This window comes from Streptomyces thermocarboxydovorans (assembly GCF_039524635.1).
Taxonomy (GTDB): Bacteria; Actinomycetota; Actinomycetes; order Streptomycetales; family Streptomycetaceae; genus Streptomyces; species Streptomyces thermocarboxydovorans.
The window spans coordinates 1-12,608 of the sequence record NZ_BAAAGU010000025.1; the positions used below are offsets into that span (position 1 = coordinate 1).

Here is a 12,608-nt window from a genome sequence, read left to right on the forward strand (position 1 = left end):
GAACGGACGCTTCCTTCGTACTCACCCTCTCGGGCTTTCCTCCGGGCGCTTCCCTTCGGTGTTTCCGACTCTATCAGTGTTTTTCCGTCTCCTTGACCACCGTCCTGCAGGCATGCGGAAGGGGCCTCGGAGAGGATCCTGAAGAGATTGGTTTGCTGCTCTGGGTCGGGGCTCGAGATCAGCCTTTCATCCCCAGGCAGGACTGACGACTGTACACGGGGTCGCGGATGGCGTGCAAATCGATTATCGTAGGTGGTCTAGACCTCTAGTCTAGACCACACCGGCACCATCCGCCCGGAATCGGTACTTCATATGACATACCCTGCTGCACAGTGCGTCGTCAGCGACAGGCAGTGACGGCCTCCATGCAGATCTCCACCCCTGGGAGGTTTTCCATGACCACCGTGACGTCCCCGCTCGAAGGACATGCCATCGGGCTGGTGGCGGTGCCCGATCCGGTCTTCTCCGGGGCCATGGTCGGCCCGGGCACCGCCATCGACCCGGTCCGCAAGCCCTCCGAGGCCGTCTCACCGGTCGACGGCGTGATCGTCTCCCTGCACCCGCACGCCTTCGTGGTCGTGGACGAGAACGGCCACGGCGTGCTGACGCACCTCGGTATCGACACGGTGCAGCTCAATGGCGAGGGCTTCCAGCTGCTCGTCAACAAGGGCGACACCGTCAAGCGCGGACAGAGCATCGTCCGCTGGGACCCGGCCGCCGTCGAGGCCGCCGGCAAGTCCCCCGTGTGCCCGGTCGTCGCCCTGGAGGCCACCGCGGAGGCGCTCTCGGAGCTGCGCGAGGAGGGCGACGTCAAGGCCGGCGACAGTCTCTTCCTCTGGAACTGACGTGAGGAGGTGACGTCCGGGGCGACGTCACTCGCCGTCCGTGACGGCACGTACGACAACCAACGCGGTGGCGGGGCCCGCCGCACTAACGGAGACGGGTGAGATGGAGACAACGCTGCGAGGCGTCGGCGTGAGCCACGGGGTGGCCATCGGCGAGGTCCGGCACATGGGAACCGCGGTCCTCGAACCGCCGGCCAAGCAGATTCCCGCGGAGGAGGCCGAGCGCGAACAGGGGCGCGCTCGCAAGGCCGTGGAGGCGGTGGCGGCCGATCTGACGGCGCGCGGCAATCTGGCGGGCGGGGAGGCGCAGGCCGTGCTCGAGGCACAGGCCCTGATGGCGCAGGACCCCGAGCTGATGGCGGACGTGGAGCGGCGGATCGCCGTCGGCAGCACGGCCGAGCGTGCGGTGTACGACGCGTTCGCCGCCTACCGCGAGCTGCTGGCCGGGGCCGGTGAGTACCTGGCGGGCCGGGTGGCCGACCTGGACGACGTGCGGAACCGCATAGTCGCCCGGCTTCTCGGTGTTCCGATGCCGGGTGTCCCGGACAGCGACCGGCCGTATGTGCTGGTGGCCCGGGATCTGGCGCCGGCCGACACGGCGCTGCTGGATCCGACGCTGGTGCTCGGCTTCGTGACCGAGGAGGGGGGGCCGACCAGTCACAGCGCGATCCTGGCGCGGGCCCTCGGGGTGCCGGCCGTGGTGGCGCTGCCGGGCGCGGGTGAGATCGCCGAGGGAACGGTGATCGCCGTGGACGGCAGCAGCGGCGAGGTCTTCGTGAATCCGAGCGAGGAGAAGAAGGCGCAGCTGGAGGCTGCCGCCGCCGAGCGGAAGGCGGCGCTGGCCGCGGCCACCGGGCCGGGTGCGACGGCCGACGGGCACAAGGTGCCGCTGCTGGCGAACATCGGTGGTCCGGGGGATGTGGAGGCGGCCGTCGAGGCGGGCGCCGAGGGCGTCGGTCTCTTCCGTACCGAGTTCCTGTTCCTGGACGACAACAAGCAGGCTCCTTCCGAGGAGAAGCAGATCGCGGCCTACCGTCAGGTGCTCGAGGCGTTCCCCGAGGGCCGTGTGGTGGTGCGGGTGCTGGATGCGGGCGCGGACAAGCCGCTGGACTTCCTCACCCCTGGCGACGAGCCGAACCCGGCGCTGGGCGTGCGGGGGCTGCGCACCCTGCTGGACCACCCGGAGGTGCTGCGCACCCAGCTGACCGCGCTGGCCCGGGCGGCTGAGGGGCTGCCCGTGTATCTCGAGGTCATGGCGCCGATGGTGGCGGACCGCGCCGATGCCAGGGCGTTCGCGGAGGCGTGCCGGGAGGCCGGGCTGCGGGCGAAGTTCGGTGCGATGGTCGAGATTCCCTCGGCCGCGCTGCGCGCCCGCTCGGTGCTGCAGGAGGTCGAGTTCCTGTCGCTGGGCACGAACGATCTCGCGCAGTACACCTTCGCCGCCGACCGGCAGGTGGGCGCGGTGTCCCGGTACCAGGACCCGTGGCAGCCGGCGCTGCTGGATCTGGTGGCGCTGGCGGCGGAGGCGGCGAAGGCCGAGGGCAAGAGCTGCGGCGTCTGCGGTGAGGCCGCCTCGGATCCGCAGCTGGCGTGTGTGCTGACCGGTCTGGGTGTCACCTCTCTCTCCATGGGTGCCGCGTCGATTCCATATGTGCGGGCGACGCTGGCGAAGTACACGCTGGCGCAGTGCGAGCGTGCGGCCGCAGCGGCGCGGGCCGCGGACAGTGCGGACGAGGCGCGGCGCGCGGCGCAGGCGGTGCTGTCGGGCGAGTAGCCGCCGACACGTGGCCTGAGGGCGGCCGCAGAGGTCGGGCCCCTGTGGTCGTCGTGGGCTTGTGGTCGTCGGGTCGAAGGGGCGCTCCACCTTGAGGTGGGGCGCCCCTTCGTCGTGCGCCTGGGTGCCGTTGCGGTTTTCAGTGGTGGTGGGGTGTGTCCGGGCCGGGGTCCAGGTCGGGGGGTGCGCAGTAGTCGACGTTGGACTCGGGCGCGATGAGGTCTCCGGTCTCGATGTCGGTGCAGTAGGCGTCGAAGACCTCGGCGGCGGTGAGGGGCTCCAGCGTGTGGGCGCGCAGGCGCCAGCCGTAGACGCGGTCGGGACTGCCGGGGGCCATGGTGCGCATGACGAGTCCGCCGGGGCTGTCGGTGGCCAGCCCGACCGCCAGTACGGAGGTGAACTCGAGGGCTTCGGCCTCGTCCAGTTCCAGCCGGGCGGTGAGGGCGCCGGCGGGATCGTCGGTGAGGTCGTCGGCGTGGAGGACGGCGACCAGGGGTTCGGGTGGGCCGGAGATGTTGCACACCAGGTGCCGCCGGCCCGGCGGGGCGGTGTCGAGGATGCGGGTCAGCAGGTGTGCGGCGCGGGTGAAGGCGGCGCGGCCCAGGTCCTCCCCGCAGGAGGCGCAGGCGCCGAGGCGGCTGAGGAGGGTGGTCGCGTACTCCCAGGTCGCCTGGCGGATGGCCTCGTCCACGAGGGTGGGCAGGAGGTCGGCGAGCGGCTGTCCGTCGTAGGGGACGGTGGGGCCGGTGGTGGCGAGTCCGGCGGTGAAGCGGGTGCGGCTGGTCGGGCTGTCGGGGTCGAGGCCGTGCCGGGCGCAGTAGTCCGTGTAGTCCTCGGGGTCGAAGAGGGCGACCGAGGTGTGGCTGCCCTGCCGGGCCCGGGTCCTGAGGACCGCTTCGACGTGTTCCAGGTATGCGGTGTGGTCGTGGAAGGTGAAGCTGCGGTAGCGCCGCATGGCGGAGAAGTCGTGCTCGTCGGTGAGCAGGCCGATGGTGCCGGCGATCTCTCGCCGCAGGGCTCGTCGCAGGCTCCGGCGGTCGGTGTGCGTCATGTGTCCCCCTGTGCACGGTCGATCAATGCTCACTCACAGTAATCGGGGGCACTGACAACGACGTCCGGTCGCGGAGATGAGGAGACCGGCCGGCCACGGACTGGTCGCCTGTGACGGGGCGGGTCCGGGGCCGGTACGGGGGATGGTCGCCTGATTCTCTGATCAGGCGCGCTTGCGGGTTCTGATCAGGCGCGCTTGCGGGCCAGGTCCTCGTAGAAGGTGAGCAGGTCGAGGTTGTCGATGGAGCCGGGGTTGACGGCCTTCTCCAGCGGGGTGCCCTGCAGGAGGCGCTTGACCGGGACCTCGATGCGCTTGCCGGTGAGGGTGTGCGGAACTCCGGGCACCTCGATGATCTCGTCGGGGACGTGGCGGGGCGAGAGCTGTTCCCGGATGGTCTGCTTGATGCGGTTGAGCAGGGCGTCGTCGAGCCGGGCGCCCGGTGCCAGGTGGACGAAGAGGGGCATCCAGTAGCCGCCGTCGGGCTGTTCGATGCCGACGACGAGGGACTCCTTGATCTCGGGGAGGCGTTCGACGACCTCGTAGATGTCGGCCGAGCCCATGCGGACGCCCTGGCGGTTGAGCGTGGAGTCGGAGCGGCCGTGGATGATCACCGAGCCCCGTGAGGTGATGGTGATCCAGTCGCCGTGGCGCCAGACGCCGGGATAGACGGAGAAGTAGCTGTCGCGGTAGCGGCTGCCGTCGGGGTCGTTCCAGAAGTGGATCGGCATGGACGGCATGGGGTTGGTGACGACGAGCTCGCCGACCTCGTCGGTGAGGGGCTTGCCGCTCGGGTCCCAGGACTGCAGATCGGTGCCGAGGCAGGCGGCCTGCAGTTCGCCCACGTACACGGGGAGGGTCGGTACGGCGCCCGCGAAGCAGGAGCAGACGTCGGTGCCGCCGCTGACCGAGGCGATCCACAGGTCGTCGCGGACCTCGTCGTGCAGCCAGCGGAAGCCGTCGGGGGGCAGCGGGGAGCCGGTGGTGGCGACGCACTTGACCGCGGACAGGTCGTGGTCGCGCCCCGGGTGCACCTCGGCCTTGCGGCAGGCCATGACGTAGGCGGCGGATGTGCCGAAGAGGGTGGCGCCGGTGCGTTCGGCGACCCGCCACTGGGCGCCGGTGTCGGGGTAGCCGGGGCTGCCGTCGTACAGGACGATCGTGGTGCCGGTGAGGAGGCCGGAGACGAGGAAGTTCCACATCATCCAGCCGGTCGAGGTGTACCAGAAGAAGCGGTCCTCGGGGCCGAGGTCGCAGTGGAGTCCGAGCTGCTTGAGGTGCTCGACCAGGATGCCGCCCTGGGACTGGACGATGGCCTTGGGCAGCCCGGTGGTGCCGGAGGAGTAGAGCACCCACAGCGGGTGGTCGAAGGGCACCTGCTCGAATTCCGGTTCGGTGTCGGCGGCGGTGAGGGCCGACCAGTCCAGGGCGCCGTCGGGGGCCTCGGTGCCGAGCAGCGGGATGTGCACGACGGCGCGCAGCGAGGGCAGTTCGCGGCGCAGTTCGGCGACGATCTCGCGGCGGTCGTGCTCCTTGCCGCCGTAGCGGTATCCGTCGACGGTGAACAGGACGACCGGTTCCACCTGCTGGAAGCGGTCCAGGACGCTGCGGGCGCCGAAGTCGGGTGCGCAGGAGGTCCATACGCCGCCGACCGCGGCGGTGGCGAGCAGGGCGACGACGGCCTGCGGGATGTTCGGCAGGTAGCCGCTGACGCGGTCTCCGGGGCGTACGCCGAGGGCGCGCAGTTCGGCCGCGAGGGAGCCGACCTGGCGGCGCAGCTCGGCCCAGGTGACCGGGCGGGCCTCATGGGTCTCGTCGACGTGCAGCAGGGCCGGCTGGTCGGCCCGGTCCTCGGCGGCCCGCAGGGCGTGCTCGGCGTAGTTGAGGGTCGCGCCGGGGAACCACTGGGCGCCGGGCATCGAGCGGTCGCCCAGCACGCGGCTGCAGGGAGTGGAGAAGCGGACGTCGAACCACTCGGTGACCGCCTGCCAGAACGTCTCCAGCTCCTCCACGGACCAGCGGTGCAGCGCCGGGTACCCGCCGTCGGCGGGGGCGCCGTGGTGCTCCGCTGCCCAGGCCTGGAACTTGGTCACCTGTGCCTGAGCGATGCGCTCCGGATCGGGCTGCCAGAGCGGCTGGGGGTTCAGGGTCGACATGTACGGCTCCCGGACTGTGCGCGTCGTGTGCGTCCTCCGCGCACGGGCTGGGGTGTGCGCGTGACGCGGCTGACACGGACGATGCCATGTGATCGACTTCAGCACCAGGGTGCACCCCACATAGTCCGCGTCGTGGCGGTGTGGTCCCATCACGGGTGAACGGGAGTTGAACGCCACATCTGCCGAGCGCGGTCAGTGGCAGGGTGAGCAGCATGAACGGTCGTGACCTGGTGCGTTCGATACAGGCGGTCGATTGGGTGAGGGCGGCGCAGGGGTTGCGTACCGTACGAGCAGCGTGGCGCAGGCGGCGGGCCGATGCCACCGGACTGCCTCCTCGCGGTCGGGAGCGGGCCCGGGTGCCCGGTGTGCTGCGGGAGGTGACGCCGGAGCCCGGGGGTGGCATCGTCCAGTTCGGCCGGGCCCGGCTGCGGATCATGGTGGCGGTCAACGGGGCGGCGTTCTGGGGCTGGGACGGGGCGGAGCCGGAGCCCTCGTACGCGCTGGGGGGCCGCTGCCCGGACGCGGATCCGCGGGCGGTGCTGGAGCCGGACAAGGACGGCGGCTGGCGGGTGGTGGCCGAGCGGGTGACCGTCGCGGTGTCGCGGCACGGCGCGGTGGAGGTGCGCACGCCGGGCGGCGCGACGCTGCGGCGGGATCTGCCCCCGCGCTGGTGGGAGCCGGTCGGCGGCGGTCCGGCGCGCTGGATGCAGCGCTCGGAGGTGGCGGCGGACGCGCGCTTCTTCGGGCTGGGCGGCCGGGCGTGCGGGCCCCGGCTGCGGGACGGCACCTACCGTCTGTGGAACACCGACCCCGGTCGGGCGTTCGGGCCGCCCGACGATCCGCTGCATCTGACGATGCCGGTGCAACTGGTGGTGGCCGCTGCGGGCACGCACCTGGTGTTCCACGACAATTCGTGGGACGGCCGGGTGACGTTGCGCGAGGGCGAGGAGGGCGAGGGGTCCGGCCACGACCGGGCGGGGACGAGCGAGCTGCGCATGGACGGCGGCCCGCTGCGGTGCTGGGTGATGCAGGGCACCCCTGCCCGGGTGCTGCTGGCCTGGGCCTCGCTCACGGGCGCGCCCGCGCTGCCGCCGGCGTGGGCGTTCGGGCACCATCACGCGCGGTGGGGTCTGGACGACGAGCGCGAGGTGCGGCGGCTGGTCGCCGGCTACCGGGAGCGCGGGCTGCCGCTCGACGTCCTCCATCTCGACATCGACCATCACCAGGCCCAGCAGGGGTTCACCGTCGACCGGGAGCTGTTCCCCGGACTCCCGGGCCTCGCCGAGGACCTGCGGCGCGACGGGGTGCGGCTGGTGTCGGTGGTGGATCCCGCAGTGCCCGCCGTTGCCGAGAACGCGGTGTTCGAGGAGGGGACGGCGCAGGACGCGTTCGTGCGGGAGGCCTCGGGCGCGGTGGTGCGGGGCGTCTCCTGGCCCGGCGAGGTGGTCTTCCCGGATGTCACGCGGGCGGATGTGCGGGAGTGGTGGGGCGGTCTGTACGCGGAGCGGCTGGCGCAGGGGTTCACGGGTTTCTGGCACGACCGGGACGAGCCGACGTCGTTCGCGGCCTTCGGCGAGCCCACACTCCCCCGCTCGGCGCGGCACGCGCTGGACGGGCGGGGCGGGGACCACCGGGAGGCGCACAACGTCTACGGGCTGTGCCTGTCGCGGGCGGCGTACGAGGGCCTGCGGAAGCTGGCGCCGGAGGAACGGCCGCTGGTTCTCTCCCGTTCGGGGTGGGCCGGGTTGCAGCGGTACGGCGGTGCGTGGCTGGGCCGCGTGGCGACGGGCTGGCCGGGGCTGCGGGCCTCGCTGGGGCTGGTCATGGGGCTCGGCCTGTGCGGGGTGCCGTTCTCCGGCGCGGACGCCGGCGGCTTCGGCGGGGACCCGTCCCCGGAGCTGTTCCTGCGGTGGTTCCAGCTGGGCGCGTACCTGCCGCTGTTCCGCACCCGGGTCGGCCCGCGGGCGGGGCGGGGCGAGCCCTGGGAGTTCGGTCCCGAGGTGCTGGAGCACGCGCGGGCGGCGCTGCTCGAACGCCGGCGCCTGCTGCCGTACTTCATGACGCTGGCGCATCTCGCCCGGCGCACCGGCGCGCCCCTGGTGCGGCCGCTGTGGTGGCCGGCGCCCGAGGAGCGCGCGCTGCGCGACTGCGAGGACGCCTTCCTGCTGGGCGACTGCCTGCTGGTGGCGCCGGTGCTGGATCCGGGCACGGACCGGCGGGCCGTGCAGCTGCCGCCGGGGCGGTGGTACGACGTGCGGACGGGCCGGGCGTACCAGGGCCCGGCCCAGGTCCTGGTCGGGGCCCCCCTGGACCGGATCCCGGTGTTCGCCCGCGGGGGCTCCGTCATTCCGGTGCTCGGGGAGGACGGCGGGCTCGAGCTGGAGGTGTGGGCTCCGGCGCGGGGGCGGACGGGCGGCGGACTCGTCGTACCGGACGACGGCCAGGGGTGGGCCGAGGCGGAGATCGAGCGGTACACCGTCCGCTGGACGGGCCCCCGCCTGGTCGTCGAGCGGGAGGGCGACGCCGGTGCGGGCGAGCCCGCCCACCCGGTGCGCGTGCGCGGGCTCGGGGAGGGGTGAGCGGGGCCGAAGGGGCCGCCCTCGGTTGGGGTCCCTTACGGACCGGAGTTCCCGTTGCGGGCCGCCGAGGAGGGGATGCGGCGGCCCGCCGGGGGTCAGATGTCCGCCGGGGGCGTCAGATGTAGCGCCCCTCGAACCAGGCCCGGACCGCCAGGGTGTGGAGGGGGAAGGCGAGTTCCTGGGGGCGGCGCAGGAGGTGCCAGCCCTCTGTCTCGGGCGTGGCGGCGGAGGGCGGCAGGGACTCCACGGGGCGTTCCGGGAGGAGCCCGAACAGGAGCAGGTGGCCGTCGGGGGAACTCATCGCGTCGGCGAGGCGGACGTCGCGGCTCGCCGCGTCGATGCCCGTCTCCTCCTTGAGTTCGCGGACCACGGCCCGGCGCCAGTCCTCGCGGTCGTCGATGTAGCCGCCGGGCAGAGCCGTTCCGCCGCGTGCGGGGGCGACGGTGCGGGTGATCACGACCAGGGCGGTGCCCTGGGTGTCGTACACGGGCTGGAGGGCCACCGCGACGGGCAGCGGGTTGCGGTGGGCGACGGTGCCGCACGCGGCGCAGGTGCGGGGCCAGCCGGAGACGCCCTCTCCATAGGGCGTGCCGCAGCTCGAACAGTGGGAGTCCGGTGCGGGAACGGAGGTGTGAGTTTCGGACACGCGGCGGACTGTATCCGATCACCGGGCGGGCGTCTCCGGGAGGCGGCTCAGCGGTTGCCGGTGAGTGACCGGCGGGAGACCGGGAAGTCGAAGTAGGTGTCTGGGTACGCCTCCGGCTTGAAGGTGTAGTGCCACCACTCCTCGGCGAGGTTCACGAAGCCGAGGTTCTCCAGGGTGTTCTTCAGCAGCAGCCGGTTGGCGCGCTGCTCGCCCTGTATACGGGGGTCCAGGGTGTGGCTGAGGGTGTCGAAGCAGTCGTAGCCGGTGCCCATGTCGACGGAGTTGTCCGGGAAGCGCTGGTCCTTGGGCGCGTAGCAGGGGGTGAGCGGTTCGCCGGGGCGGTAGGGGCGGGTCGGCTTGGCCGGGAGCTTCACCAGGGTGAGGTCGACGGTGGAGCCGCGGCTGTGGCCGGACTTCTCGGCGATGTAGCCGTCGGCGAACAGCCAGGTCTTGTCGACCCGCGGGTAGAACTCGTCCTTCATGGACTGGTCCGACAGGTCCTTGGCCCAGCGCACGAAGTGGTCCACCGCGCGCTGCGGGCGGTAGCAGTCGTAGACCTTGAGCGAGTAGCCCCGGCGGAGCAGCTGCCGCTGCGCCTTGTGGAGGGCCTGGGCGGCGGGCCGGGTGAGGATGCACATGGGCTGCCGGTAGCCGTCGATGCGCTGGCCGACGAAGTTGTGGCGGGTGAAGTAGCGGATCTCCTGGATGATCGTGGCGTCGACGCTGCTCAGCGCGACGAAGTCCTTGGGGGCCTTCGGTTCGGTGTGCGCGCGGGCGGGTGCGGAGGCGGCCGTCGTGGCCAGCAGGGCGGCGAGGGTGGTGACCAGTCCGCGTACCGCGGTGGCGGACCGGACCGCGGAGAGAAGTCGTCGTGTCATGTCCCCTGCATGTATCAGGGAGAAGACCGGCCGGGGAAGGACCTGTCGCCGGCGGGCCGCTGCTGGCACACTTCTGACACATCGTCAGTTCCGGTTCATCGTCAGCTCTGCATCTTCTTCTTTGTCAGTTCTCGTCGTCGGGAAAGACCGCGGGAGGGGCCATGGCACAGTTGCGTGGCCGGTGGTCGAGGGGTGGTTCGACGACGGAGACGGCGGAGGCGCAGGAGGGGACGGAGGAGACGGAGGGAACGGCTTCCGGCTGCTGGGCACGCGCTGTTCCGCCTGCGGTTCCGTCTTCTTCCCGCCGGTGGACGGCCCCTGCCGGAACCCGGTCTGCGGGGCGCAGGGCCTGGCGGAGGTCGCCCTGTCGCGGCACGGGCGGATCTGGTCGTACACGGACTGCCGGTACCGGCCCCCGGCGCCGTATGTGAGCGATCCGGACGTCCCGTGGGAGCCGCGCCCGCTGATCGCGGTGGAGCTGGAGGCCGAGCGGATGGTGGTGCTGGGCCAGGCGGCCCCCGGCGTCACCGTCGCCGATCTGGCGGTGGGCATGGAGGTGGAGGTCGTCCCCGGTGTCCTACGTGGACGACGTGGACGACGTGGACAACGTGGACAACGAAAAGAAAAAAGACAGCGAGAACGACGAGGACGACTCGGACGGCGAAGGCACCGCGACGGTCTGGACGACCTGGAACTGCAATCCGTACGCGCGCTACCGAAAGCGGGTCACCGCGCGGGAGGTCGCCGCCTCGCCGGTGGTCGCCGACCCGCTGCGGCTGCTCGACATCTGCGCGACCTCGGACGGCGGGGCGGCGCTGGTCCTGGCCGGCATGGAGTTCGCGCGGCGGCGCGGGGTCACGGACCCGGTACGGATCCGGGCGGTGTCCACCGTGACGCCGCGCTACCCCGACACGGTGCTGGACCTGCCGGACATCGCCACCGACTCCGCGGCGGCGGTCGAGCCGGACGCGGTCACCTTCCGGGAGTCGATCGCGCGAGCCGCGTACGAGGAGGCGGGCCTCGGCCCGGAGGACCTGTCGCTGGCCGAGGTCTACGACCTGTCGACCGCTCTGGAGCTGCAGTGGTACGAGGATCTGGGGCTGTGCGGGCCGGGCGAGGCGGTCAAGCTGCTGCGGACCGGGGCGACGGCGGCCGGCGGGCGCATACCCGTGAACATGAGCGGCGGTCTGGCCTCCTTCGGCGAGGCGGTCCCGGCGCAGGCGATCGCCCAGTTGTGCGAGCTGACCTGGCAGCTGAGGGGCACCGCCGGTGCCCGGCAGGTGGCCGGCGCGCGGGTCGGCATCAGCGCGAACCAGGGACTGTTCGGCCATGGGTCGGCGGTGATCGTCGTGCGCTGAGCGGGGCCGCCGTCAGGCACATCTGGTACGTGCGCCGCCACTGTCCGCGCACGGGCTGTGCCGGGTTTGTCCTGCCGGTTTCGCGCGGCCGTCCGGCGCGGGCGCGACGTGCGGGCGGACGTGCGGACGGGACGCCCCGGCGATCGTTACCCGGTCGTTGGCATCGTTTCCCCGGTGGCCGGGAAGGCACCCTGCAATCGATCCGGTCGGCCTCCTTGACGCCCTCCGGGCGCCGGGGAACACTTCCGGTGTCAGTCGACCTCGCCGTACATCTCGGCGGTTTTCCGGCACGCCGCTGCTGGGGCCCTCGTGCGTCAAGGCCCACTCCCCACGGGCGATTCGGCTGCGACGGCACGCTCGTCATGGACGCCGGGCGAGGCGCGGGTTCTCTCTGCCTTCGGCCGACGTCGCCATGGGAAACGCACCCTGCACGTGAGGTCCGGGGGCCGCTGGTCCCGGGCCAGGGCCTAGGAGTCGCCATGAGCAATGCAGAGGTATTCGTCGGCGAGATCATCGGTACAGCGATCCTGATCCTCTTCGGCGCCGGTGTCGTCGCGGCGGTCGTCCTGAACTATTCGAAGGCGAAGGACGCCGGCTGGGTCGTCATCGCGTTCGGCTGGGGCTTCGGCGTGATGGCCGGGGCGTACACCGCGGCGCCGCTGTCCGGCGGACACCTCAACCCCGCCGTCACCCTGGGCATCGCGATCGACACCGGGGACTGGGACCAGGTCCACATCTATGTCGCCGGGCAGATGGTGGGCGCGATGCTGGGCGCCTTCCTGTGCTGGCTGGTCTACTACGCGCAGTTCCGGGCCAACGCGGAGGAGGACATAGCCCAGCCGACGCTGGGGATCTTCTCCACGTCCCCGACCATCCGCCAGCCCGTCGCCAACCTGGTCACCGAGATCATCGCGACCATCGCCCTGGTGCTGCCGATCCTGGCGTTCGGCCTCACCAAGGGGCTCGGCGAGTCGGGCACCGCGATCCTGATCGTCTCGTTCCTGGTGGTCGGCATCGGTCTGTCCCTCGGCGGTCCCACCGGATACGCCATCAACCCCGCCCGTGACCTGGGCCCTCGCATCGTGCACTCGCTGCTGCCGATCCCCAACAAGGGCACCTCGGATTGGGAGTACGCTTGGGTACCGGTGGTCGGGCCGATGATCGGCGCCGCTCTGTCCGGGCTCCTCTTCAACGCCGCCTTCTGAGCCACCCCCCGCGGGCGTGAGCGCCGGCGGGCCCGCGGCCCCTCAGCCGATGGCGGTGCTCGCACAAGACCGTCCGATACGGAACGGAACGGACCGCAGACACTTCAGCACCAACCGAC

Annotated in this window: 8 protein-coding genes and 2 pseudogenes; 6 read left to right on the plus strand and 4 right to left on the minus strand. The window is 72.0% G+C overall.

The features are described from left to right. Nucleotides 1-395 precede the first annotated feature (395 nt). Entirely contained in the window at nucleotides 396-845 is a 450-nt protein-coding gene (locus tag ABD198_RS13550) for a PTS sugar transporter subunit IIA (RefSeq protein WP_344000774.1), read from the plus strand. 103 nt (nucleotides 846-948) lie between these two features. Next, complete coding sequence (gene ptsP, locus ABD198_RS13555; protein WP_344000776.1) at nucleotides 949-2,619, plus strand: phosphoenolpyruvate--protein phosphotransferase; 1,671 nt, start codon at nucleotides 949-951, stop codon at nucleotides 2,617-2,619. A 139-nt stretch (nucleotides 2,620-2,758) separates the two neighbouring features. Here ptsP and ABD198_RS13560 read toward each other — a convergent pair whose 3' ends face one another. Beyond that, entirely contained in the window at nucleotides 2,759-3,670 is a 912-nt protein-coding gene (locus tag ABD198_RS13560; RefSeq protein WP_344000779.1) for a hypothetical protein, read from the minus strand. A 185-nt stretch (nucleotides 3,671-3,855) separates the two neighbouring features. Then, nucleotides 3,856-5,823, minus strand: coding sequence for an acetoacetate--CoA ligase (locus ABD198_RS13565; RefSeq protein ID WP_344000781.1), 1,968 nt, complete (start codon nucleotides 5,821-5,823; stop codon nucleotides 3,856-3,858). A 212-nt stretch (nucleotides 5,824-6,035) separates the two neighbouring features. Here ABD198_RS13565 and ABD198_RS13570 point away from each other — a divergent pair, with 212 nt between their 5' ends. Then, nucleotides 6,036-8,402 (plus strand): glycoside hydrolase family 31 protein, encoded by a 2,367-nt coding sequence (locus ABD198_RS13570; protein ID WP_344000783.1) that lies wholly within the window; start codon nucleotides 6,036-6,038, stop codon nucleotides 8,400-8,402. Between the two features lie 115 nt (nucleotides 8,403-8,517). On the opposite strand, the gene ABD198_RS13575 is transcribed toward ABD198_RS13570, so the two are convergent. Both ABD198_RS13575 and ABD198_RS13580 read right to left on the minus strand, forming a co-directional pair. Continuing rightward, the gene (locus ABD198_RS13575; RefSeq protein WP_344000785.1) at nucleotides 8,518-9,048 is read right to left on the minus strand and encodes an NUDIX domain-containing protein; all 531 of its coding nucleotides are present in this window, start codon (nucleotides 9,046-9,048) and stop codon (nucleotides 8,518-8,520) included. A 47-nt stretch (nucleotides 9,049-9,095) separates the two neighbouring features. Further along, the gene (locus ABD198_RS13580; RefSeq protein WP_344000787.1) at nucleotides 9,096-9,926 is read right to left on the minus strand and encodes a M15 family metallopeptidase; all 831 of its coding nucleotides are present in this window, start codon (nucleotides 9,924-9,926) and stop codon (nucleotides 9,096-9,098) included. Between ABD198_RS13580 and ABD198_RS30715 the strand changes: the two are divergent. The 3 genes and pseudogenes from ABD198_RS30715 to ABD198_RS13590 all read left to right on the plus strand — a co-directional run. After that, a pseudogene (locus ABD198_RS30715) lies at nucleotides 9,925-10,239 on the plus strand (zinc ribbon domain-containing protein); the annotation flags it as partial. The gene ABD198_RS13580 and the pseudogene ABD198_RS30715 sit on opposite strands and share 2 nt — an antisense overlap. Before the next feature lie 385 nt (nucleotides 10,240-10,624). After that, nucleotides 10,625-11,284: pseudogene (locus ABD198_RS13585) on the plus strand (thiolase C-terminal domain-containing protein); the annotation flags it as partial. A gap of 479 nt (nucleotides 11,285-11,763) precedes the next feature. Continuing rightward, entirely contained in the window at nucleotides 11,764-12,489 is a 726-nt protein-coding gene (locus ABD198_RS13590; RefSeq protein ID WP_344000789.1) for an MIP/aquaporin family protein, read from the plus strand. Nucleotides 12,490-12,608 lie beyond the last annotated feature (119 nt).